Below are 23,748 nucleotides of genomic sequence, written 5' to 3'. Positions count from 1 at the left end.
AAGATTAATACTCATCAAGTAAGCATTCATCAAGCAAATAATAAGCAACAGATCAGACTCAAAAAAGGGATCAATGATGAACTGAGTATTTGGGGAAGCGCATTTCAACACCCCACAGTAAAACCGTGCCTATTAAAAAATGAAACTTATATTGTTTCAATCTGGGGAAACAACGGCTCTGGTTTTTCAACACGTAAACGCTTAAAAATCTTCATTCCATGAGCTGTGATTTGAGCTCTATTAAACACAACAATTGTATTTTTAGATTGGTATTTTTCTCAATTCAGTTTATAAACAAAGCACAATCCTAAAAACAAATGCTTAATTATGATTTATAAGGTACATCATTTACATTGTGGAACCATGTGTCCGATGTGTGCACCACTATACGGACAAAAAGGTTTGTATGGAAAAATGGTGTGTCATTGCCTATTGATTGAAACAGACAAGGGGCTTGTTTTGGTCGATACCGGTTTTGGGATGCAAGACTACCTTCACCCACAAACACGTTTAGGTAAAGCTTTTACTAAAATAAGTGGCATACAAGCTGATTTCAATCTCACAGCCATTTCTCAAATTCAACAATTGGGTTTTAAACCATCCGATGTTCAACATATTTTGGTCAGCCATTTAGACTTAGATCATGCAGGTGGTATTTCAGACTTTCCCAATGCCACGGTTCACATCTTATCCAGTGAGTTTAATGCTGCACAAAAACTTTCAGTCATGAATAAATTGCGCTATCGACCACAACAATTTAAAAATCATCGCTACTGGAATTTTCTTGAACCTATAAATGGCGAAGCATGGTTTAACTTCCAAAAAGTTCAAGGTTTTAATATTTTCAATGATGAAATTTTATTAATTCCTTTAGTCGGTCATACTGTAGGACATTGCGGTATAGCGATCAAACAACAAGAGAGATGGTTATTGTTCTGTGGCGATGCTTATTTTAATCATCTAGAACTCAACCCTAAGAATAAATTACGCGCGCTCGACAAAATTGAATATCTCCTAGCAGAAGATAATACATTGCGCTTAAAAACATTATCACAACTGCAACAGCTTGCACAGAATAAAGCAAAAATTGAAATTATCTGTGCCCACGATCCTGTTGAACTAGACCGATATTTAAAACATGCTTAAATCTCAATTATTACGTTATACCACTATCTTCGCACTCAGCGTACAGCTTTCAGCATGTATGACAACAGCTGCACTTCCAGATCATGAGCGCCCAAAACAATGGGGAACTATTGTTGCTCCACAGTATAATTTTTATCGAATCAGTGACACCGTTTTTCGTAGTGAACAACCCAGTGCTGAACTTATTCCTGAGTTAAAAACCAATCATATTGATGTCGTTATTAATTTAAGAAGTCGCAATAAAGATAAAACCGTCTTTTCAAAACAAAACTTTCAATTGGTTCATATCCCGATCAATACTTGGGCAATTGATCGTCATGATCTACTCAATGTCATGAAAACAATTCAAATCGCAAAAGCCCAAAACCAGAAGGTTTTAATCCATTGCTATCATGGTTCTGATCGTACTGGGGCAAGTGTTGCAATGTACCGAATTATTTTTGAGAACTGGTCTGTGAAGGATGCTTTAAATGAAATGAAGCATGGCGGTTATGGCTTCCATCCAATCTGGGGCAATATTGAAAAACTTTTTACCCCTGAAAATATAAAATGGATCCGTGAGCAACTCGCGAATCCATCTTTAACCACAAAGACCTAATTCATAGCGTTTAACGTCGGTCTAGAGGTACCCACTCGATTACCCAAGCCGACTTCATGCCTAGACTCGCATCAGAATTGATCTTCTTACGTGCTGAATCAGCAGTCTCTCGATCTTTCGATGGTCCAACCATAATACGAATACCTTTTGAGGTTGGACTCTTAGTCACTTTGTAGCCCTTGGCACGTAGTTTAGCAGCGACAGCATCTGCATTGGCTTCATTGGCGGCAAGCGCAACTTGTACCATCCATTGCTTATCACCATTTTCAAGCAAATCACGTGCTTTTTCAGCTTCCGCTTTTTTCTTTGCTTCTTCTTGTGCTCTATGTTTTTTATCCGCTTCTACTTTCTTGTCTTCCGCTTGCTTTTTCTCAGCAGCAGCTTTCTTTTCAGCATCTAGCTTACGTTTTTCATCTGCTTTTTGTTGTTCTTCTAATTTACGTTTCTTGTCTTCAGCGGCTTTTTTATCTGCTTCTGCGGTAGCTTGACGCTTCTGCTCAGCTAACTTTTTTTCAGCATCGGCTTTTTGCTTTAATTGAGCATTTTGCTGTTCAAGTTTTTTCTGCTCTGCTGCTTTCTGTTGCGCTTTGGCTTTTTCATCCTGTACCAGCTCAGGAGGAATATCAGCCCCTTCCTGTGCTGCCGCAGCAGCTGCACCACGTCTTGCATTTGCAGCGGCATACTCTTCAGCTGCTTTACGTGCAGCATCTGCTTCTGCCTGTTGTTGCGTACGTAAAAAATCAGCTGCTTTTGCTTCTTGTTCAGCAACCGCTTTTTCACGGGCACGCTTCTGCTCTTCTAACAGACGTTTTTCAGTCGCAACGTCGACAGTCAACGGCTGCAATTGTACAGGCTCACCTGCAGGTGTCGCTTTATTTTGCTGAGCTTGGCTTGTCGGCTGTGTCTCTACTTGGCTTTGGTGGATTTCTTCTTTACCTTTTAGAAGCAATGCCGCCAATAGAACACCACCACTTAATAAAACAACACCACCCATCCAGCGTTGTTTGTTATTCATTGACATTCGTCTAAATACTCCCAGACCGCTTCTAAGGTATGGAATGAACCACACACCAAAATCAGCTGATTATTATTGGTTTCTGCAAGCGCTGATTGAAATGCTGCTTGTACACAATCAAACTGTTCAACTGTCTCATACTGTAAAGCAGTTTGTAATTGTTCCAATGATGCCGCACGAGGCACAGTTAATGGTGCAATTTTCCACTTTAATACAGTATTTTTCAACAACTTGACCACAGAATCTACATCTTTGTCGGACAACATTGAAAAAACAGAGACAACTTCTGTGTACTGTTTATTGTATTCTAGGAATTTTCGCAATTGCTTTAACAAAAATTCTACACCATGCGGATTGTGTCCCGCATCAAAAATTACTGTTTTATCGTGTATTTTTCTAATCTCAAAGCGCCCTGACAATTGTGCGTTCAGGATACCTTGCGAAATCGCCTGTTGTGAAACTGTTAAACCACTCACCAAAATTGCAGCGACAGCCGCAGAAATATTTTCCAGTGCCAAGTGTCCCAAAGGAAGTTTTAAAGTCGTTCCTGAGCTTGCAAAATTCCAAGATTGGCCATCTTCTGAGTTATCATAAAAATAATCGTGGTTTAACGCATATAGCGTAGCATTGGTTTCTTGTACTTTATGTTGTATAGCTTGTGGTATGTCTTGTGCACCCGCAAAAATAACGGGGATATTTGCCCGAATAATGCCCGCTTTTTCAAAAGCAATTTTTTCAATCGTATCGCCAAGCCAATCGGTATGGTCTAAGCCAATATTGGTAATCACAGCCACATCTGGATCAATCACATTGACCACATCCAGACGACCACCAAGACCAACTTCAAGTACCCAAACATCACATTGTTTTTGTTTAAAAATAACAAATGCAGCCAAAGTTGTGGCTTCAAAAAAAGATAAAGATAAATCACAAATACGGCGGGCTTGATCAACCGCAACAAAAGCATCAATCAAAGTTTGATCATCAACTTCTTGTCCAGCCAGTTTAACCCGCTCATTAAAACGATAAATATGTGGAGACTGGTATAAACCAACATTCAATCCTTGGGCATTGAGAATCGCAGCGAGTGTAGTTGTGGTTGAACCTTTGCCATTTGTTCCCGCAACAGTAATCACTTTGGCTTTGGGGTTAATCACTCCAAGTTGTTCTGCCACAGGAATCACGCGCTCTAAGCCTAAATCAATCCCTGTAACGTGAACATGGCTCCAATAATTGAGCCATGTTTTTAAATCATCAGTATTTAAAGGTGCTGTTTGGTTGTTCAAGGCAAATTCATCAGTTTCGCTACAATACGATATACAGTATCACGTAATGCGTGACGATGAACAATTTGATCGATTACACCATGATCAAGCAAAAATTCCGCACGTTGGAATGGTTCTTCCAGCTTCTCACGTACAGTTTGTTCAATCACACGTTTACCTGCAAAGCCAATCATCGCTTTAGGTTCAGCAATATGTACATCACCTAACATTGCCAATGATGCTGTTACACCACCATACACAGGATGGGTTAATACCACGATATAAGGAAGATGCGCATCTTTCATTTTTTGAATCGCCGCAGAGGTACGCGCCATTTGCATCAAAGACAACATGCCTTCCTGCATACGAGCACCACCTGAAGCAGCAAAACAAATCAGTGGTTGCTTGTCTTTAATCGCTTTTTCAGCAGCTTGTACAAAACGGTCACCGACCACAGTACCCATTGATCCAGCCATAAAGTCGAATTCAAATGCGCATGCAACCATTGCAATATTTTTAACTTGACCTTGCATCACCACAAGGGCTTCAGTTTCACCTGTTTTTTCCTGCGCTTCTTTAATACGCTCTGGATAAGGCTTGCTGTCTACAAAATGCAGAGGATCTTTTGCAGCAAATTCTTGACCAAGTTCAGTGGTCACATTATCAAAAAACCAATTTAAACGATCACGTGCTTTCATTTTCAAATGTTCATCGCATGATGGACAAACATAAGCATTGAAAGACATTGCAGTACGAGTCACGAGTGCATGACATTCAGGGCACTCAATGGTTGGTTCTGTAAACGTCGCTTTGAGTGTTTGTTGTTGGTCAGGCATATGAATGCCTGGAACTGTACGATCTGTCCACGGCGTTGTTGCGCTGAGGATTTTCCCTGATTTCACTTCTTGATTCATACTAACTCATCGAGCGCGGCTCGAAGCTCCTTGACTTTATTCACTGCTGCTTCAACAGCTTGTTCTGGTGCAAGATTTGCAAATGGTTTGACAAAAGCACTTCCGACAATCACTGCATCAGCAACTTGACCTACTGCTTTTGCAGAAGCGGCATCACTAATCCCAAAACCTACCCCAACTGGAATATCGGTAAAGGTTTTGATTTTTTCAATACGTGCTGCAACTTCCGTTGTATCCAATGTTGCTGCACCCGTTACGCCTTTTAAAGACACATAGTAAATAAAGCCACTTGCTTGTTTTACTACATGCTGAATACGTTCATCGGTAGAGGTTGGTGCAAGCAAAAAGATTTGATCCATATTGTACTTTTGCAATACTTCATCTAAATCTTGTGCTTCTTCAGGTGGTAAATCCACAAGAAGTACCCCATCAACACCACAGTCATTCGCATAAGCCACAAACTTTTCATAACCAATCACTTCAACAGGGTTTAAGTACCCCATTAAAACAACCGGCGTTGTCGTGTCTTTTTGGCGAAATTCTTTAACCATATTCAAGGCATCAAAGGTATTTGTACCCGCAGCTAAAGCGCGCTCTGCTGCAAGTGCAATCACTGGACCATCTGCCATAGGATCGGAAAATGGCAATCCAAGTTCAACTACGTCTACGCCTGCTGCAACCATTTGATGTAACAATGGTACGGTTACATGTGGTTGAGGATCACCCGCCATAACATAAGAAACCAAAGCCTTACGCTGTTGAGATTTAAGCTGTGCAAAACGAGTGGCTAAACGTGACATAGGATTGTACATTCCTTGAATTGTTCAAACTTGAGGAGTTTTTAGATCATTAAACGCCAGTAAACAAACTCAAAATAGATTTATTTACGGTTTAATCATCCAAATGTATAAATACAAGACACTGCATTGTAACGCTATTTTTTACTCAAAGGATAGAGTCACATAGTCGCTCTCGCATATCTTGTTTTATATCACAAATAATAAAACAACCCATGGATACATTTAGCGCTATTTTCAAGTTGAGGACAATGATCAAAGCTACCTATTTTCAAGCTTGTGAAAAAATATCAATATAAGTAAAAAATAAAGTTAAATCATAATCCTATAACTAAAAACCTTATCACCCACATTACTTAATTATTTTTCAGAAATTGCAAAAGCTGTTTATACTAGTCAGGATTCTGATTTTTTATCTCCTCTTATGACCACACATTCTCAGGCTAAAGTGCAAGCCAGCGTGCTTGCGCTCTTGCCGCTTATTGTTTTTTTAGCCATTTTTTTAGGCAGTGGTATTTATCACACGATCATTGGTACTGAATTTGCTTTTTATCAAGTGAAAGCCCCTATTGCTGCTCTTCCTGCAATTATTTTAGCCATCCTGCTGTATAGAGGGAAAATCAATGCCGCTATAGAAACATTTTTGCATGGTGCAAGCCATCCCAATTTAATTTTGATGTTTATGGTCTTTATGCTTGCAGGGGCCTTTGCCAGCGTAACCAGTGCAATCGGTAGTGTGGACTCCACTGTTCAATTTGGTTTATCAATTATTCCATCTGAATTTGTCCTTCCGATGCTTTTCATCATTTCAGCATTTATTGCCACAGCAATGGGAACATCGATGGGAACCATTGCAGCATGTGCACCAATTGCTTTTGGTTTTTCTCAAGCAACGGATATTCAACCTATTTATGCAATTGGTGCTGTGGTCAGTGGGGCAATGTTTGGTGATAATTTATCCATGATTTCAGACACCACCATTGCAGCTACTCGAAGCCTAAATGTAGAACTGCGTGATAAATTTCGGGTAAATATCTGGATTGCACTTCCTGCTGCGATCATCACCATATTAATTTATATTTTGACCAGCCATCATGCACAAACTATTGAATATAAAAGTTATAACCTATGGCTTATTTTGCCTTATGTAATCGTATTCTTTTTAGCATTTACACGTTTGCATGTGCTTGCAGTACTGACCATTGGAATAGTACTTTCTGGTTGTCTTGGCATCATTGAAAATCCTGAATTTACCCTGCTTAAATACAATACCGCTATTTATGATGGTTTTGTTGGTATGTTTGAAGTTGCCTTACTTTCTATGTTCTTAGGTGGTTTATCTGCCATTATGCAAAAAGAAGGGGGGTTAGAATGGTTAATTCAACATATTTATGCCTTAACCCGCCGATTTAAAATCGGTCAGCAACATGCGGGAGAAATTGGAATTAGCTTTCTTGTGGTTTTCTCAAATGTGTTTGTTGCAAATAATACGGTTGCCATCATCTTATCTGGAGACATGGCAAGAGAAGTTGCCAAAGAATATGCTGTTGATCCCAAACGTGCAGCCGCATTTATGGATATTTTCTCTTGTGTGGTTCAGGGTTTGATTCCATACGGCGCTCAACTTTTACTTGCATGCTCAATTGCCAAACTGTCCCCTGTTGAACTAATTGGTTCAATTTATTATTGTTGGGTATTGGCGATATTTGCAGTATTGGCAATCGTATTTAGATTTCCTAAGTTAAAAAGAACTTGAAACCATGTTAAATCAGGGTTTTAAAAACCAATTCAACAATCAGATCAACCAGCGCTTTGTGCATAAATTAAAAAAATACAATCATACTAAGCACTTTGATCGCAGTAACGCGATCTAAGGTGCTTGACTTTTGAAGCTAACTTTATTTGCACTGGTTTTTTATGTTGACTTCAACTTTTGTTTTTTCTCTAATAAGGTTTGCCCACTAAAAGCCTTATATGCTCTGGTTAAAGCAGACTGATCTGAATAACCTAAATGCATTGCAATTTCACTGAATGGCATTTGGCTTTCCAATAAAAATTCACAACGTTTCATTCGCTCAATTTCTACAATTTTCTTAAACGATGTCTGTAAGTCACTTAACTGTCGTTGTAAAGTCCGTGTAGATATATGAAGTTCTTGAGTGAGTTCTTCTATTTTTGGTGCTTGTTGTTTTAATTTTAAATATTCCGCCACAATCAAATGTAAGCGTTGAGCAATGGTTTCATAACGAGGTTTAGACGCAATGGCCTCCTCTGCCTGCTTGACCAACAACTGCATTAAGGATGGATCTGCCTGTTGGATTTTTAAATTTAAACCTGCTGAGGCTAAGACAAAACTGTATTGCGGTTGATGGAAAGAGACTTCACAGTCGTAGAACTTTTGATAATGATACATTGCCATTTGTGGTGCATGAGCAAAACGCACCGCATGTAATGGAAATTGATTTGGCGGTACAATTTTACGTGCGAGATGCATCATTAACGCATTGGTAAATTCATTTATAAGAATGTATTTTTCATGATGAAAGGGCCAAATTAAATGTACATATTCCCCCTTGAGCCGCATTTGCATTGGAATAACTTCATCACCATCAATCACCAAACGGCTAAAACGCATAATATTTTGTAACGCTTCTGCGACAGTTGTACTTCGCGATGCCATATAGCCCAAAACCCCAAAATGTTCAGGTCGAACATATTCTGCCATTTCAAAAACAATCTGAGGACAATCTAGCACTTGTTTGGTTTTTTCAATCAGTTGATGAAAGAAGAAATAGGAAGATTGTGTATCAATCGGCTGCGATAGAATTTCAATTAAATGTTTTTTTTCATCCGCTTGTAAGAAATCAAGGGTCGCAAGATCAATCCCTTGTTCAGACAAATACATCTGCCAGAGATGAAAATAACCATTAGGGATCTGTAATTCATGCATAGTCTTGCACTCTTTTATGATCATTAAAGTAAAAAACTGACATTCCAAATTTTCATTTTGTCGTAAAATGTATAAAAAATGGCAATATCTGTCAAAACAAACTTGCAAATTCCCGACATACTGAATTCATCAACAGCAATGCAAGTAAAATAAAATGAATGCATTAGTTAAATATCAGGTCGATCCTGTGGTTCGAACCAAGCTCAACTTTAAACTTGAAGAAGTACCGCGCTTCTGGTTTGGAGGAGATCCATTCCGCACGCGACTATTTGACGCACTAAGTCTTACCTTCCCAGATGGTGAGCGCTATTTCATTGAAAGTGTCCGTCTATTTCGTGACAAAATCACCGATCCAGATTTACAACAACGTGTTGCGGATTTTATTCGTCAAGAAGCACAACATGGCATTGCCCATGACAAAATGAATCAAGTCATGAAAGATCAAGGCATGCCTGTTGATCAATTTATCCAGTTTTTAAGTAAAATTTTTAAATTTGAACTGACTCAGCGCTCGCCTCAATACAATATTGCTATGACAGCAGCAGCAGAACACTTAACTGCTTTGATGGCAGAAACATTTTATCGCCATAAAGTAACGCTATCTGAAGCACATCCTTATGTACGAGCGTTACTGGCATGGCATTCTATTGAAGAAATGGAACATCGTGATGTGGCTTTTGATGTCATGAAACAGGTTGGAGAGGTGCCAGATAACTTACGTCGATTTGCTTTAGCCTTTACCACAATAATGATGTTCAACTTTACCCTATACCGTGCCAATATCATGCTTAAACATGATGGATTCAGCCTTATAGAACGTTTAAAAATGGCAACACAAGGATTACCTTGGTTCTTCGGTAAAAAAGGGATTTTATCTGCAATGAAAGGTGAATATTTGGACTGGTTTAAAAAAGATTTTCATCCTAGTCAACACCCTGTAATTCGACAATATCAAGTTTGGGTCGATACGATGGCTGAAACCAATGATCCTATTCAAGCAGGTGAAGCATTTTGGCAGGCTGGATTATAGCCGTCTTGATATAAACTGATCAGTTCTGTCTTGAATAAGGCTTTGAACTGAATAATGCGAGAAATAAAACAATGAATGCATATGTAAAACACCAAGTTGATCCTGTGGTTCGCAGCAATTTAGATTTTAGATTGAATGAAGTTCCACGCTTTTGGTTTGATAATGACCCTTTTCGTACCCGTATGTTTGATGCCCTGAGTTTGACCTTTCCTGTAGGGGAAAGATATTTCATTCAAAGTGTTCGGGCACTGCGTGACAAAATTACCGATCCAAATTTACAGCAACGTGTCACAGATTTTATTCGACAGGAAGCACAGCATGGTATTGCACATGACAAAATGAATGAAGAAATGCTGCACCAAGGCATGCCTGTTGACCAGTTTGTAAAATTTATGAGTGCGCATTTCGAACATATACTCAAACATCGTTCCAAACAGTACAACATTGCTATGACTGCCGCAGCAGAGCATCTCACAGCGTTAATGGCAGAAACTTTTTATAGTAAAAGGGAAACTTTAGCCGATGTTCATCCTTTTGTGCGGGCCCTATTTGCTTGGCATGCAATTGAAGAAATGGAACATCGAGATGTTGCTTTTGATGTCATGAAAGAGGTTGGAGAAGTCCCTGAAAACTTACGTAAATTTGCGCTTGCCTTTGTCACTTTACAAATGTTTGGATTTACCTTCTACCGTGCCAATGTCATGCTCAAATATGATGGATTTAGTCGTTTCCAACGCGCTAAATTTGCTATCAAAGGCATTCCATGGTTTTTTGGGAAACAAGGTAAATTATCTGCAATGCGTGAACAATATCTAGACTGGTTTAAGCCTAATTTTCATCCTAGCCAACATCCTGTGATACGACAATATCAGGTTTGGATAGATGTGTTGGCTGAAACCAATGATCCTATTCAAGCCGGTGAAGCTTTTTGGAAAGCAGCTTTATAAAATTAAAAACCTTAGAGTCGGAACAGCTTTACCATTTAGCATAATGCTGTTCCAACAAACCATAGACTTGATTTAATTGAATACACTCACCAATTTCAGATTCTACAGTTCCACTAATATGTGATTGCCATTGACTAAACTGGCTTCCTACCAAACGTAAATTTAGATTTTCAAACCTACGCCAGCCTGTTTCCACTGTCAGATTTAATTTATGATCTAAAGAACGAATTGACCACACATTTACATCTAACTTTTCAAAAAGCACATCTGCAACTGGGTATAGAATACCATTGACCCAAAGACAATTTTCATTGCCAAAACTCTCATTCACCCCTGAAGCTAGATTTAACCCTATACGATTTCCTTGCGTATCCCAAAAGTTACACGATAGCCAAAACCACGCTGTTTCTGGTCTTAAAAACCCACAAGTATCATCTAGAGATGCCAATGTTTTTTCATTAAAATCTATACGCACTTTATTTTTATTGATAAAGAAACCTTCTACAGCCAATGTTGTTTTTTTTTGCGTATAGGTCCAACCATTAATGCCGTTGGGGCTACATAAGCTTAAAGGTTCTGTTCCTGCACAGAAAATGCGGGCTTTTAACTGCTCTTCTCCACTTCTTGTCGCTCGAATATAACGCACACCATTCGCATGTTGCATTTCAAATTCAAAAGGTGACTTATTAAAGTGGCTTTGGCTGTATAAAGGTTGTTCATCTAAAGCTGTGCCACGCCCTAAGATTGTATTGGCATTCCATTCAAAAACGTCATTATTAGAATGGTCATATATATAAATAAAACCATGCCCAGCCCAACCAATATCTGCAATTGCGATACCAATTGAATAATGTTCATGCTGGATACCACAAAATTTAAATTTTTTATATTTTAAATGTTTACGCCAACCAGTTAATACTTTGCCATACGGTGTTTTGTAGATGTATTGATTGACATTAATCTTACTTGGAATATCTTTAAAACGCCCATAACGGGGTTGACCATTGCTTTGTATTAAATCCATGTGAATTCCCAATCCTTTTATAAGGGAAATATTAGACTTTAGTCGGTTCTTTGATTATTGCTATTTTTTTGAATATAGCAACACTATCTCACACCCAATCAATCCATTTTTATCATGATTAAACCTATCGACCATTTGGTTGATATGTTTAATATTACTTTGTAGCCCGCCACAGTTTTGTCTGAGGCTTGATATCTGAAATTTACAAGTAGATTAATACCAAACACCTAAGGGAATAAAAGGGAATAAAAACGATCAGGTATCACCCACCAACTCTTCACGCATCATGTAAACGACAAGAAAGGACTGATATTCTAGGCACTATAAATGCTATTGAAGAGATAAGATACAATAACGATAGTTTCTTAAAAATGATTGAATAGATAATCACTACAATGATAAGCGCACCCAACTGTATCCACATCAAGAACTTTTATTCATTATGGCGAGCGAGTTCAGAAAAGTTGATGTAGTTACTTAGATATTTTTAAACCAATCGATTGAATTATATTAATTTTTAGTTCTATTGTGTAATATTGATTTTCTCCGTTTATGTTATATATGTTAATAGAGTTTTTGCACTCAAGCTGTAGTCAATCTTAACGGGTTCTGCATATTTTTCTCACACATTTATTTAATTAAAAGTTAAATCTAGTCAAAAAAAGAGGCGCTTGGCCTCTTTTTTAAATCATTGTCTAACCTAGAATTGACTCTTCATCTACAACTTTTAAAGCAATATATAAAATCAGATAATCTTTCCATGTGGAATTTGATCAATTAACTTTTGTGGTGCTTTAAAACGCTCGCCATATTTTGCTTCAAGCGTGTTCGCTCGAACTAAAGCTTTCTCTAAACCATATTGATTCAAAAATTGAATCGCACCTCCTGTCCATGGTGCAAAACCAATACCAAAAATTGAACCAATATTGGCATCAATCACAGATTCCAATACATTCTCTTCATAGCAACGTAAAGTATCTAAAGCCTGAACAAATAAGAAACGGTCAATCATTTCTTGTTCTGAAATATCAACATCTTTCTTCCAGTGACTTAAACCATCCCACAGATGCTTTTTGCCACCTTCTGGATACTCGTAAAATCCTGCTCCTGCAGCCTTTCCTTTACGTTCAAATGTATGAATCATGGTTTCAATGACATCATCTGCGCCTGAAAGTGGTAAGTCTTTACCTTCTGCTTGAAGTGCTTTACGAGTTTCTTTAGCAACATGTTCAGAAAGTGTGAGTGCCACTTCATCTTGAATTGCCAATGGACCAACTGGCATTCCTGCTTTAAGTGCAGCCATCTCAATACGCGCAGGATGCACACCCTCATGCAGCAAGCGTAAACCTTCTTGCACAAATGTACCAAACACACGGCTGGTAAAAAATCCACGACTATCATTGACTACAATAGGTGTTTTACCAATTTGTTGCACATAATCATAGGCTTTTGCCAAAGTTTCAGCAGAGGTATTTTTACCTTTGATGATTTCGACCAGTTGCATTTTATCGACAGGGCTAAAGAAATGTAGACCAATAAAATGCGTATCGTCTTTAGAAGCTTTAGCTAAACCTGTGATCGGTAATGTTGATGTATTGGAAGCCATAACACCATCATCTGCAAGAAATTGTTCCGCTTCTTGCGTCACTTTGGCTTTTAATTCTTGGTTTTCAAAAACCGCTTCAATAATCAGATCGCAGCCTTTTAAATCCTCTGCGGATGCAGTTGCTGTAATTAAACTTAAAACTTGATCACGTTTTTCAGCGGTCATACGACCTTGTGAAACACGTTTATCTAATAGTTTTTGGCTATATGCTTTACCCTTTTCAGCATTTTCAGTAGATACATCTTTTAGAACGACTTGAATACCTTTGATTGCTGTCGAATACGCAATACCAGCCCCCATCATGCCAGCACCAAGAACACCGACTTTGGTCGCTTGCCACTTGGCAATATTTTTAGGTCGGCTTACACCTGCTTTGATTGCATTCAAGCCGTGCCAGAATGTTCCAATCATATTCTTTGCAACTTGCCCTGTTGCAAGGTAAGTAAAGTAGCGCCCCTCTATACGGAAAGCTGTATCTACATCAACTTGAGCCCCTTCAACGGCAGCAGCCATGATCGCTTCAGGCGCCGGATAACAGCCCTTGGTTTTATCACGTAGCATTGCAGGAGCAATTGCGAGAACTTGAGCAACTGCAGGGGTTTTTGGGTCTCCACCCGGAATTTTATAACCTTTTACATCATAAGGTTGTTGTGATTTTGGATTGGCTTTGATCCAAGCAATCGCTTTATTCATCATGTCTTGCTCATTATCTGCAAGCTCATTGACTAAGCCTAGAGACTTGGCTTTATCTACTCCAAATTGCTTACCTTCCATGAGGAATGGGAATGCATTTTGCAAACCAAGCAAACGCACCATACGCACGACACCACCGCCGCCAGGAAGTAAGCCCAGTGTTACTTCAGGTAGACCTAATTTGGTTTTAGGATCATTTAAAGCAATACGATAATGACAACTTAAAGCAATTTCCCATCCACCACCTAATGCTGTTCCGTTAATTGCCGCAACCACAGGAACACCTAAAGTATCAATTGTACGAAGATCACCTTTTAGCTTTGCAGTCATATCAAAGAATTCAGTGGCATGTTCTGGCGTGGCCTCGATCAGCTCATCCAGATCACCGCCCGCAAAAAAAGTTTTTTTCGCAGAGCGATAAATCACACCTGTTAGGTCTGTTTCAGATTTAAGTTTAGAAACAATATTTTCTAAAGCCACACGAAAATCAGCATTCATGGTATTTGCAGACTGGTTGGGAGAGTCCATCGTTAAAATAACAATACCATCCGCATTTTTTTCATATTGAATTGCACTCATTATTATTCTCCTTATACCAACTCAATAATGGTCGCAATACCCATGCCACCACCTACACATAATGTTGCTAGACCACGTTTTTTACCTTGACGTTCTAATTCATCGAGTAACGTACCGAGAATCATTGCACCTGTTGCACCCAACGGATGCCCCATTGCAATTGCCCCCCCATTCACATTGACTTTTTCAGCTGGGACTTTAAGTTCAGTCATAAAGCGCATCACTACAGATGCAAATGCTTCATTCACTTCAAAGAGATCAATATCATCTATGCTAAGACCTGCTTTTGCCAACGCCTTACGCGCAGCAGGTGCAGGGCCTGTTAGCATGATGGTTGGATCTGTTCCAACCAATGCCGTTGCCAACACTTTTGCACGTGGCTTTAAACCTTGCTCTTTGACTGCTTTTTCAGAAGCAATCAGCACCACTGCTGCACCATCTACGATACCCGATGAGTTTCCAGCATGATGTACATGGTTAATTTTTTGCGCTTCTGGATATTGTTGTAATGCAATCGCATCAAAGCCCATTCCACCCATCATTTCAAAACTTGGATTAAGTTTTGCCAAGCCTTCAGCAGTTGTAGTTGGTTTAATGAATTCATCTTTGTCAAGAATCGTAACACCAGCTTTATCTTTAACAGCAACCACTGACTGATCAAAGCGACCCGCAGCCTGTGCAGCAGCAGCTTTACGTTGGGAGTTGGCAGCAAACTCATCCACATCTGTACGACTATAACCATCTAGCGTGGCAATTAAGTCCGCTCCAATCCCTTGAGGAACAAAATGTGATTTTAAATTTGTTTCAGGGTCTAACGCCCAAGGTCCACCATCAGAACCCATTGGAATACGTGACATAGACTCTACGCCGCCAGCAACAACAATGTCTTCCCAGCCTGAACGTACTTTTTGTGCAGCCATATTGACGGCTTCAAGACCTGAAGCACAGAAACGGTTGATTTGCACACCGGCAACATCATTGTCCCAACCTGCTGCAATTGCAGCAGTTTTAGCAATATCACCGCCTTGATCGGCAATTGGTGTTACACAACCCAGTACGATATCGTCTACTTTTGAAGTATCAAGCTGATGACGATCTTTCAATTCATTGAGCAATGTGGTTAATAATGTAATTGGTTTCACTTCATACAGTGAACCATCTTTTTTTCCTTTTCCGCGTGGTGTGCGAATGGCATCAATGATGTAAGCCTCGCTCATAGCTGTTCCTTCTTATGACTTCTAGGTTGTTATCTGCTTTGAGTGTACGTTATAAAGTTGAGAGTTCAATGACGAGAACGAAATAGTCAGTTGATATTTTTTGTCAATTGGCTGGTTCGTTCTGAATGGGAAAACGAAAACAAATCGCGTATTTCAATTAAGTGCCAATCTCATTGCACATCTGCTGTTACGAGAAAAACCACATGCAACTTCATACTCAAGTTTATGCTCAAGATAGAGAGGCATCTCAAGCGCATTGATCTTTTCAAAGCCTAATTTTTCATAAAATGGCCGATTCCAAATCACATTATGAAAGGTAGTTAATGTCACAGCATCACAGCCCTCTCCCTGAGCTATAGTAATCGCATATTCAATCAATTGCCGACCAATCCCTTGTTTTTGAAATGCGGCACTCACATCTAGTTCAATGATATATAAATCAAGTGCTTGTCTTTCTGCATATAAAAAGCCTGTAGCTTGATTCTTTTGATTAATCGCGATAAATGCATAAGCAGAAGAAATCAATTGTAAGTGATCTTGTGCTGACAATACGGGGCTTTCGACAAGCCAAGATAACTCGGGAATACTTGAAAATGCTTGTGTAGCAGATTTTTCTATTTCGATCAGTTGCGCTATATCCGAAGGATTAATTTTTCTAATTAAACATGCCATCTATGTATCCAGTATAAAAACATTCAAATCTCACCTAATTACTTAGCTCAAATCTAAAATAAGCAGGTGCGATATTCTCTTTTTTCACAATCATCACTAATATTATTCAATGCGCTATTGAGTGGATAAATCTAAATGATAGAATTGATTAAAATCAGACTCCTGATATTCTGAAAAAGAAGCACCTTTAATAAAGCCAAATTTTTTATACAAGCAAATTGCAGGTTCAAAAGATAAGTGTGTTCCCGTTTCCAAACTCAATTTTTGGTATTTACGTTGTTGAGCAATCATTAAAAGATGTTTCAGCATTTCTGTTGCAGCACCTTTACGTAAATGTTTGGGATGTGTCCGCATGGACTTTAATTCGGCATGTGTAGATGAAAGCTCTTGAATTGCACCACAAGCTAAAAGTTCATTTTGCTCCCAAAGGGTAAAAAAGCTAATTTCTGGTTGTTGTAACGCGGTTAGATCTAATGCAAAACTATGCTCAATCGGTGAGTTTTTATGCATACCATGTAAGTGAATTCTGAGTAAATCTTGTACCTGCATATCATCAAACTCAGCCAGCCTAATCATTTTTTAATACCCTATTTGTTTAAAATTCTTTTGCTTTATCGCTTATATCTTACAAGATATTTTAGCTGAAATGATCAGGCATAAAAAAGCCCAAGTGATACTTGGGCTTAGGATCAACAAAAATACTTTTGAATTCATCTATGTTTGATTAATGATAACCATGCAATTGACGATAAAGCCCTGGGGTAACCCCTGTCCATTTTTTAAATGCGCGATGGAAGGTACTGGTTTCACTAAAGCCCACTTGTTGTGCTACATCCTCCAAGGTTAAATCCGGATTTAACAACAAATGAATCGCTGCATCACGACGCAAGGCATCTTTAACGCCTTGGTAACTCTTACCTTCTGCAGCTAAGCGGCGGCGCAAGGTTTGTGGTGATAAATACAACATTGAAGCCACATCATTTAAGGTTGGCATTTCTTCACCAATTTGACTCTTTAAGACTTCACGAATACGCGAAGTTAAAGAATTGGTATTTTTAAACTTCACCAAAAGCTGAGCAGGCGCAGCTTTTAAAAACTCTTCTAAACTTGCTTCATCCTGACGAATCGGTAAATCCAAATAGTCAGCGGCAAAAGTAATTTCAGTACGTGGCATATCAAATTGCATCACAGGTGCAAAAAACAGCGCATCATACTCATCTGCATGATTTGGACGTGGGTAACCAAAATGTACCCGTTCTAAAGGAATACGACGTTCAATTAACCATGAAGCTAAACCATGCCAAATCATCAGCATACTTTCAGTAATAAAATGATCAGGATCCATGGTTTTTGGAATCAGTGGTACTAAACGCGCTTCATGTTTATCACGTTCAACTGCGACCGACCACTCATCCCCAAATAATTTATAAAATTGTGATGATAACTCTAAAGCATCACCCAAAGTTTTAGCGTGGATAATCAATTGGCACATAATGGCAAAAGACCCCAAACGACGAGGTTGGATATCAAAGCCAACATGTTCATCTTGGGTCACCATCCACAGCATTTTTACAAAACGTGTATATTGCTCTGGTGAAATACGTGCTTTAGGTTGGCGAAGTAACTCTGCTTCTATGCCAACATGTGAAAGTAAGGTGTCAACGTCCATTCCTAGACGCTTCACACCTGTTAAGGCGGCATTCACAAAATGGATACTGATCGTATCACGACTCATGGTAAATCCTTCACTCTCTTTGATGTTCACTAACAATTGACCTAAATGACGCTAAAAAATGTTTTATTGGCGATTTACAACAGTGCAGATCACCTTTTTACATCATAAATTGCCGAAATGATCAAGGTAAATGGCTGAACATGACATTGTTTTGTTAATTTTATATTTCTATTATGGGTCTAAAATCAAGACACTATTGGTAAAAACAATTATGACAACAGCTTTAAAGGGATTGAAAGTACTCGATTTTTCCACTTTATTACCCGGTCCATTTGCAACTTTATACCTTGCAGACTTAGGTGCAGAAGTGATCCACATTGAATCACCAACGCGTCCAGATCTGGTTCGCTTGTTCCCGCCTTATGCCAATGGACAAGCAACTTCACACAGTTATCTCAACAGAAATAAGCAATCCGTCACTTTAGATTTAAAAGACCCTATCAGTATTGAACAAGTCAAACAAAAGATTTCCGAGTTTGATATTGTTGTTGAACAGTTTCGTCCGGGGGTAATGCAACGTTTGGGCTTAGATTATCCAACCTTGGCTGAAATTAACCCGCGTTTAATTTACTGTTCAATTACGGGTTATGGTCAAACAGGCTCATATAAAGACAAAGCTGGACATGATATTAACTATATTGCACTGTCTGGTATCGCTGGACATTGTGGTCGTCAAGACAGTGGGCCACCGCCGATGGGGATTCAAATCGCAGATGTGGCAGGAGGCTCCTTACATGCTGTCATTGGCATTCTTGCTGCTGTAGTGGAACGTCAAAGTAGCGGTCTGGGTCAATATATTGATATTTCCATGACCGATTGTGTGGTGGGACTCAATAATATGGCAGCAGCAGCCAGTTTAGCTGGTGGTCAGCACCAACAACGTGAATCAGAACAGCTCAATGGAGGAACCTTTTATGATTACTATGAAACTGCCGATGCTCGTTATTTATCTATTGGTAGCTTAGAGCCACAATTTATGACAGGACTGGCAAGCGCCTTAGAATTGCCAATCCTTCTACAAAAAGGTGCTTCTTTCGATACTGAAGATCGTCAAATGGTCAAACAAGCGATTCGAGATAAAATTAAAAGTAAAAATCTGGCTGAATGGAATCAACTGTTTGAGCAACTGGACGTTTGCGTAGAACCCGTACTGAGATTAGATGAAGCACTACAGTCCCAAATTTCACAACAACGCAATTGGGTGGTTAATGTTCCATTGAAGCCCAATTCTGATCAAACTGAACCACAGTTAGCCTGTCCAATTAAGTTTTCAAGATCACAAATGCAATATCACTATATTGGCCAGCAATTGGGTGAAGGGAAATGGTAATTACCCAGTTAATACAACACAATTCAAGTTAAATAAAATTACAATTCTGTCATTTTCTTTACAATTTGTATAATTTGTAAGCTCAGCATCCTGTGTAATCTTAATTCTAAATAAGTTACACAGGTGGCCTAATTTTCTCGAATCAATTTTAATCCATCGTTTTTAATTAATTTTTAAATAAAATTTAGTGGTTTAAAAACAATAGATTAAATTGACCAAAAATATTCAAAAAGCCAATATTCATTTATTAAAAAATTATCACCATGAGATAAAATACTCACATTAATTACAATTAAAAGTCAAAAATAATAGATTTTTATACAAATATGAGAGTATTATAAATAATTAGTTACAAAGTGTTATCAAGGTCACCAAATATGAATAAATCTAAAGGTCACTTTTATTGGGCTATCAGCTTATTATCTTTATGTAGTTCTTTTCAAAGTGCTCATGCAGCTGAAGCATTTAATGCAGAAAGCCCATGGATGTTTGGTGATTGGAACGGAAAAAGAACCGAGCTCCAACAAAAAGGTTATGACTTCAGCTTCGGCTATACCGGCGAATTAGCCACCTTATTAGATTCAAAAAACCATTCAAGCCATGGTACTGAGTATGCAGATCAGTTTGCGATTGGTAGTCATGTAGACTTGGAAAAAGTGCTTGGATGGAAAGACACTGAAGCCCAAATCACCATCACTGAACGTAATGGTCGTTCATTGTCGCAAACTTCTGATGCCCTTGCAGGACAACTCAGCTCAACCCAAGAAGTTTGGGGTCGCGGTCAAACTTGGCGCTTAACTGATTTTTGGATCAAGAAAAAATTCTTTGAGCAAAAATTAGATATTAAAGTGGGTCGTTTTGGCGAAGGCGAGGATTTTAACAGCTTTGACTGTGATTTTCAAAACCTTGCACTTTGTGGCTCTCAAGTGGGTAACTGGGTAGGCGACCAATGGTATAACTGGCCTGTTAGCCAATGGGCTGCGCGAGTTAAATATAACATCCAACCTGACTTATATGCTCAAGTCGGTGCTTATGAATACAATCCTGAAAACTTAGAACGTGGCAAGGGGTTTAACTTAAGTACAGACGGTTCACATGGTGCAATTATTCCTGCGGAAGTGGTTTGGCAACCAAAACTCAGTGCTGCAAAATTGCCAGGCGAATATCGTTTGGGCTATTACTACAGTACTGTCGATGCACAACGCATTAAAAATCCAAATGAAACAGATCATAAACAAGGTGGATGGCTGGTTGCCAAGCAACAATTTACAGCACACCACGGTGATGCACATCGTGGCTTAACTGGTTTCATTAATTTAACCATTCATGACTCAGACACAAACACTGTCGACAATATGCAAAATATTGGACTGGTCTATAAAGGTCCTTTCGATGCGCGCCCTCAAGATGATGTCGCAATCGGTTTTTCTCGTATCAGCATCAACAATGATGTGAACGATACTCAAATTCGTCAACAAGATGAAGAGTACAACACTGAAATTTACTACGGTGTACATGCAACAAATTGGCTGACGATCCGTCCAAATGTGCAATATATTCGTCATGTTGGGGCATATAAAGATGGCGAAAATGCATGGGTTGGCGGTATTAAATTCCAAACTGCATTCTAGTGTTATAGATCATAAATATTTCGATGCCATTTTAACTCTTCTCTCCCCTCGCATCGAAATATTTAAAATCTAAAAATTTAAACAATGTGCTTCATCAATCCTCAATGGAATGGTAAAGCATAAAAAATTAATCAAATAAATAGGTGGTCAATATGCAAACTCCATCTTCAGGACTCAGAACCCTAACAGTTGTGATTGCAATTGTTTTCGGTGTAGTTCTATTAGGCGGCGGAGTATGGCTGGCAGCACTGGGTGGGTCTTGGTACTACATCATTGCCGGGATACTTTTCATTGCAACAGCAATCTTATTACGCAAATTAAATAGTTCTGCTTTATACGTTTATGCAGCATTAGTACTCGGCACAGTTGTCTGGGGACTATGGGAAGTCGGTTCAGACTTCTTCGCGCTTGCACCACGTTTAGATATTTTAGGTGTGTTTGGCTTATGGCTACTCATTCCAGCAGTGACACGTGGTTTCGATGCCAAAGGTGCTAAAATTGCACTCTCAGGTACATTGGCGATCACCATAGCGGTTATGGCTTATTCTATCTTTAATGATCCACAAGAAATTCGTGGGACATTAACCAGTAAACAGCCAACACCAGCAGCGATTGATGGTATTGCAGATGCAGACTGGCCAGCTTATGGTCGGACTCAATCAGGTTTACGCTATTCGCCTCTGAACCAAATCAACTCAGAGAATGTTAAAGATCTTAAAATTGCTTGGACCTATCGTACAGGCGAAGTCAAGACGGAAAATGACTCAGGCGAGACGACCAATCAAGTCACACCGATTAAAATCGGTAACAACATGTACCTGTGTACAACACACCAAAAATTGGTTTCTCTTGATCCTTCTACAGGTAAAGAGAAATGGGTATTTGATCCTAAACTCAAAGCCGATAATACTTTCCAACATTTAACTTGTCGTGGTGTTTCTTATTACGATGCAGATAATACCGTTGGGTTCGCTGCAAGTTTACAAGCTAAAAAATCGGCTTCTACAGAATGTCCTCGTAAAGTTATTTTACCAGTCAATGATGGTCGTATTGTTGCTGTAAACGCTGAAACAGGTAAAGCATGTTCTGACTTTGGTCATAACGGTGAAGTTGATTTACAGAAAGACATGCCATTCCCTTATCCAGGTGGTTATATTCCAACATCACCTCCAGTTGTAACAGGCACTACCATTATTATTGGTGGTTCAACAACTGATAACTATTCTACTCAAGAGCCTTCTGGTGTTATCCGTGGTTATGATGTAAATACAGGTGCATTGCTTTGGGTATTTGATACTGGTGCTGAAAATCCGAATCAAATTCCGGGTCCTGGTCAGAAATATGTCCAAAACTCACCGAATGCATGGGCTCCGCTGGCATATGATGCAAAACTCGATATCGTTTATGTACCAACAGGTGTAGGTACACCAGATATTTGGGGTGGTAACCGTACAAAACTGCATGAACGTTATGCAAACTCAATGCTAGCAATCAATGCTACAACAGGTAAATTGATCTGGAACTTCCAAACAACTCACCATGATTTATGGGATATGGATGTACCATCACAACCAACCTTAGCGGATATCAAAGATAAAACTGGGCAAACTGTTCCAGCAATCTATGTATTGACTAAAACAGGAAATGCCTTTGTTTTGGACCGCCGTAATGGTAAAGCAATTGTACCGATTAACGAACGTCCAGTACCACAAAGTGTAAAACGTGGTCCGCAAACTAAAGGTGAGTTTTATTCTCCAACACAACCGTTCTCAGACTTTAACTTAGCACCTCAAGAAAAATTAACGGATAAACAAATGTGGGGCGCAACCATGTTTGACCAGTTAATTTGTCGTGTGTCATTCCACAAGTTAAATTATGACGGTATTTATACTCCACCTTCAGAAAACGGAACTTTAGTTTTCCCTGGTAACTTGGGTGTATTTGAATGGGGTGGCTTATCACTTAACCCTGACCGTCAAATCGCAGTCATGAATCCAATTGGCCTACCTTTTGTCAGTCGATTGATTCCTGCTGATCCTAACCGTAAACAAACAGCCAAAGGTGCAGGTACAGAAGCGGGTGTTCAACCCATGTATGGCGTCCCTTACGGTGTTGAAATCAGTGCATTCCTTTCACCATTTGGCCTACCGTGTAAACAACCTGCATGGGGTTATGTTGCTGGTGTAGATTTGAAAACGCATGATGTAGCTTGGAAACGTCGTATTGGTACAATTCGTGACAGTATGCCAGGTATTCCATTGCCACCATTTAAAATGGGTGTGCCAATGTTAGGTGGTTCGATCTCAACTGCGGGTAATGTGATGTTCATTGGTGCGACTCAAGATGATTACATCCGAGCGATCAATGTCAGCAATGGTGATGAGCTGTGGAAAGGTCGTCTACCTGCGGGTGGGCAAGCAACACCGATGACCTATGAAAGCAATGGTAAACAATACGTTGTGATCATGGCGGGTGGTCATGGTTCATTTGGTACCAAAATGGGTGACTCTATTGTTGCTTATGCATTACCAGATAAATAATATTAAATTGAGGTAAATAAAAAACAGGTCTTGATGACCTGTTTTTTATTGCTTTATTT

At 39.2% G+C, this 23,748-nt stretch carries 19 protein-coding genes; 8 read left to right on the top strand and 11 right to left on the bottom strand.

Going from position 1 to position 23,748, the window contains the following annotated elements:
- Positions 1–327 precede the first annotated feature (327 nt).
- Entirely contained in the window at positions 328–1,146 is an 819-nt protein-coding gene (locus AC4CVF_RS00445; RefSeq protein WP_336954376.1) for an MBL fold metallo-hydrolase, read from the top strand.
- Positions 1,139–1,744 carry a dual specificity protein phosphatase family protein gene (locus tag AC4CVF_RS00440; RefSeq protein WP_336954375.1) on the top strand — a complete coding sequence of 202 codons (606 nt, stop codon included), beginning with the start codon at positions 1,139–1,141 and terminating at the stop codon, positions 1,742–1,744. Before AC4CVF_RS00445 ends, AC4CVF_RS00440 begins: the two co-directional genes overlap by 8 nt.
- Positions 1,745–1,754: 10 nt before the next feature.
- Here the strand turns inward: AC4CVF_RS00440 and AC4CVF_RS00435 are convergent, their stop codons facing one another.
- From AC4CVF_RS00435 to trpA, 4 genes are read right to left on the bottom strand one after another with little or no spacing between them, the layout of a single operon-like run.
- The gene (locus tag AC4CVF_RS00435; protein WP_336954374.1) at positions 1,755–2,765 is read right to left on the bottom strand and encodes an SPOR domain-containing protein; all 1,011 of its coding nucleotides are present in this window, start codon (positions 2,763–2,765) and stop codon (positions 1,755–1,757) included.
- Positions 2,756–4,045: a bifunctional tetrahydrofolate synthase/dihydrofolate synthase gene (gene folC, locus AC4CVF_RS00430; protein ID WP_419820010.1), complete on the bottom strand. Its 1,290-nt coding sequence runs from the start codon at positions 4,043–4,045 to the stop codon at positions 2,756–2,758. Before folC ends, AC4CVF_RS00435 begins: the two co-directional genes overlap by 10 nt.
- Positions 4,042–4,938: an acetyl-CoA carboxylase, carboxyltransferase subunit beta gene (accD, locus tag AC4CVF_RS00425; protein WP_336954371.1), complete on the bottom strand. Its 897-nt coding sequence runs from the start codon at positions 4,936–4,938 to the stop codon at positions 4,042–4,044. The genes folC and accD overlap by 4 nt, the downstream gene beginning before the upstream one ends.
- Complete coding sequence (gene trpA, locus AC4CVF_RS00420) at positions 4,935–5,738, bottom strand: tryptophan synthase subunit alpha (protein ID WP_004723986.1); 804 nt, start codon at positions 5,736–5,738, stop codon at positions 4,935–4,937. Before trpA ends, accD begins: the two co-directional genes overlap by 4 nt.
- Before the next feature lie 421 nt (positions 5,739–6,159).
- Between trpA and AC4CVF_RS00415 the strand changes: the two genes are divergently transcribed.
- Positions 6,160–7,491 carry a Na+/H+ antiporter NhaC family protein gene (locus AC4CVF_RS00415; RefSeq protein ID WP_483770649.1) on the top strand — a complete coding sequence of 444 codons (1,332 nt, stop codon included), beginning with the start codon at positions 6,160–6,162 and terminating at the stop codon, positions 7,489–7,491.
- Positions 7,492–7,650: 159 nt separating this feature from the next.
- Here AC4CVF_RS00415 and AC4CVF_RS00410 read toward each other — a convergent pair whose 3' ends face one another.
- The gene (locus AC4CVF_RS00410; protein ID WP_419328400.1) at positions 7,651–8,685 is read right to left on the bottom strand and encodes an AraC family transcriptional regulator; all 1,035 of its coding nucleotides are present in this window, start codon (positions 8,683–8,685) and stop codon (positions 7,651–7,653) included.
- A 154-nt stretch (positions 8,686–8,839) separates the two neighbouring features.
- Here AC4CVF_RS00410 and AC4CVF_RS00405 point away from each other — a divergent pair, with 154 nt between their 5' ends.
- On the top strand, positions 8,840–9,715 hold the full coding sequence (locus AC4CVF_RS00405) for a metal-dependent hydrolase (RefSeq protein ID WP_490788749.1): 876 nt from the start codon (positions 8,840–8,842) through the stop codon (positions 9,713–9,715).
- 71 nt (positions 9,716–9,786) lie between these two features.
- Positions 9,787–10,662 (top strand): metal-dependent hydrolase, encoded by an 876-nt coding sequence (locus tag AC4CVF_RS00400; RefSeq protein ID WP_419328398.1) that lies wholly within the window; start codon positions 9,787–9,789, stop codon positions 10,660–10,662.
- Positions 10,663–10,690: 28 nt separating this feature from the next.
- Here the strand turns inward: AC4CVF_RS00400 and AC4CVF_RS00395 are convergent, their stop codons facing one another.
- From AC4CVF_RS00395 to AC4CVF_RS00370, 6 genes are all read right to left on the bottom strand, one after another.
- Complete coding sequence (locus AC4CVF_RS00395; RefSeq protein WP_490788748.1) at positions 10,691–11,686, bottom strand: DUF2804 domain-containing protein; 996 nt, start codon at positions 11,684–11,686, stop codon at positions 10,691–10,693.
- A 745-nt stretch (positions 11,687–12,431) separates the two neighbouring features.
- Complete coding sequence (locus AC4CVF_RS00390; protein WP_336954362.1) at positions 12,432–14,564, bottom strand: 3-hydroxyacyl-CoA dehydrogenase NAD-binding domain-containing protein; 2,133 nt, start codon at positions 14,562–14,564, stop codon at positions 12,432–12,434.
- Positions 14,565–14,575: 11 nt separating this feature from the next.
- A complete protein-coding gene (locus AC4CVF_RS00385) occupies positions 14,576–15,781 on the bottom strand; it encodes an acetyl-CoA C-acetyltransferase (protein WP_004724005.1) in 1,206 nt (401 codons plus the stop codon).
- Between the two features lie 153 nt (positions 15,782–15,934).
- On the bottom strand, positions 15,935–16,453 hold the full coding sequence (locus AC4CVF_RS00380; RefSeq protein ID WP_336954361.1) for a GNAT family N-acetyltransferase: 519 nt from the start codon (positions 16,451–16,453) through the stop codon (positions 15,935–15,937).
- A 114-nt stretch (positions 16,454–16,567) separates the two neighbouring features.
- A complete protein-coding gene (locus AC4CVF_RS00375) occupies positions 16,568–17,029 on the bottom strand; it encodes a GNAT family N-acetyltransferase (protein WP_336954360.1) in 462 nt (153 codons plus the stop codon).
- 148 nt (positions 17,030–17,177) lie between these two features.
- Positions 17,178–18,188, bottom strand: coding sequence for an AraC family transcriptional regulator (locus AC4CVF_RS00370; RefSeq protein WP_004724010.1), 1,011 nt, complete (start codon positions 18,186–18,188; stop codon positions 17,178–17,180).
- A 211-nt stretch (positions 18,189–18,399) separates the two neighbouring features.
- Here AC4CVF_RS00370 and AC4CVF_RS00365 point away from each other — a divergent pair, with 211 nt between their 5' ends.
- The 3 genes from AC4CVF_RS00365 (at position 18,400) to AC4CVF_RS00355 (ending at position 23,689) form a co-directional block, all read left to right on the top strand.
- Complete coding sequence (locus AC4CVF_RS00365; protein ID WP_336954359.1) at positions 18,400–19,518, top strand: CaiB/BaiF CoA transferase family protein; 1,119 nt, start codon at positions 18,400–18,402, stop codon at positions 19,516–19,518.
- 377 nt (positions 19,519–19,895) lie between these two features.
- Entirely contained in the window at positions 19,896–21,149 is a 1,254-nt protein-coding gene (locus tag AC4CVF_RS00360) for a carbohydrate porin (RefSeq protein ID WP_490788747.1), read from the top strand.
- A 152-nt stretch (positions 21,150–21,301) separates the two neighbouring features.
- Positions 21,302–23,689 carry a glucose/quinate/shikimate family membrane-bound PQQ-dependent dehydrogenase gene (locus AC4CVF_RS00355; RefSeq protein WP_490788746.1) on the top strand — a complete coding sequence of 796 codons (2,388 nt, stop codon included), beginning with the start codon at positions 21,302–21,304 and terminating at the stop codon, positions 23,687–23,689.
- The last annotated feature ends 59 nt before the right edge of the window (positions 23,690–23,748 follow it).

The sequence above is a fragment of the Acinetobacter sp. LipI_19 genome, from assembly GCF_058242925.1.
Note: the sequence above shows the minus strand (reverse complement) of the source record. Positions and strands in the feature narration are given on the sequence as shown.

What these genes read in the sequence shown, in the direction of transcription:
- AC4CVF_RS00445 (WP_336954376.1), top strand. Translation starts at nt 328, where the DNA reads ATGATTTATAAGGTACATCATTTACATTGTGGAACCATGTGTCCGATG.
- AC4CVF_RS00440 (WP_336954375.1), top strand. Translation starts at nt 1,139, where the DNA reads ATGCTTAAATCTCAATTATTACGTTATACCACTATCTTCGCACTCAGC.
- AC4CVF_RS00435 (WP_336954374.1), bottom strand. Translation starts at nt 2,765, where the DNA reads ATGTCAATGAATAACAAACAACGCTGGATGGGTGGTGTTGTTTTATTA.
- accD (WP_336954371.1), bottom strand. Translation starts at nt 4,938, where the DNA reads ATGAATCAAGAAGTGAAATCAGGGAAAATCCTCAGCGCAACAACGCCG.
- trpA (WP_004723986.1), bottom strand. Translation starts at nt 5,738, where the DNA reads ATGTCACGTTTAGCCACTCGTTTTGCACAGCTTAAATCTCAACAGCGT.
- AC4CVF_RS00415 (WP_483770649.1), top strand. Translation starts at nt 6,160, where the DNA reads ATGACCACACATTCTCAGGCTAAAGTGCAAGCCAGCGTGCTTGCGCTC.
- AC4CVF_RS00410 (WP_419328400.1), bottom strand. Translation starts at nt 8,685, where the DNA reads ATGCATGAATTACAGATCCCTAATGGTTATTTTCATCTCTGGCAGATG.
- AC4CVF_RS00405 (WP_490788749.1), top strand. Translation starts at nt 8,840, where the DNA reads ATGAATGCATTAGTTAAATATCAGGTCGATCCTGTGGTTCGAACCAAG.
- AC4CVF_RS00400 (WP_419328398.1), top strand. Translation starts at nt 9,787, where the DNA reads ATGAATGCATATGTAAAACACCAAGTTGATCCTGTGGTTCGCAGCAAT.
- AC4CVF_RS00395 (WP_490788748.1), bottom strand. Translation starts at nt 11,686, where the DNA reads ATGGATTTAATACAAAGCAATGGTCAACCCCGTTATGGGCGTTTTAAA.
- AC4CVF_RS00390 (WP_336954362.1), bottom strand. Translation starts at nt 14,564, where the DNA reads ATGAGTGCAATTCAATATGAAAAAAATGCGGATGGTATTGTTATTTTA.
- AC4CVF_RS00385 (WP_004724005.1), bottom strand. Translation starts at nt 15,781, where the DNA reads ATGAGCGAGGCTTACATCATTGATGCCATTCGCACACCACGCGGAAAA.
- AC4CVF_RS00380 (WP_336954361.1), bottom strand. Translation starts at nt 16,453, where the DNA reads ATGGCATGTTTAATTAGAAAAATTAATCCTTCGGATATAGCGCAACTG.
- AC4CVF_RS00375 (WP_336954360.1), bottom strand. Translation starts at nt 17,029, where the DNA reads ATGATTAGGCTGGCTGAGTTTGATGATATGCAGGTACAAGATTTACTC.
- AC4CVF_RS00370 (WP_004724010.1), bottom strand. Translation starts at nt 18,188, where the DNA reads ATGAGTCGTGATACGATCAGTATCCATTTTGTGAATGCCGCCTTAACA.
- AC4CVF_RS00365 (WP_336954359.1), top strand. Translation starts at nt 18,400, where the DNA reads ATGACAACAGCTTTAAAGGGATTGAAAGTACTCGATTTTTCCACTTTA.
- AC4CVF_RS00360 (WP_490788747.1), top strand. Translation starts at nt 19,896, where the DNA reads ATGAATAAATCTAAAGGTCACTTTTATTGGGCTATCAGCTTATTATCT.
- AC4CVF_RS00355 (WP_490788746.1), top strand. Translation starts at nt 21,302, where the DNA reads ATGCAAACTCCATCTTCAGGACTCAGAACCCTAACAGTTGTGATTGCA.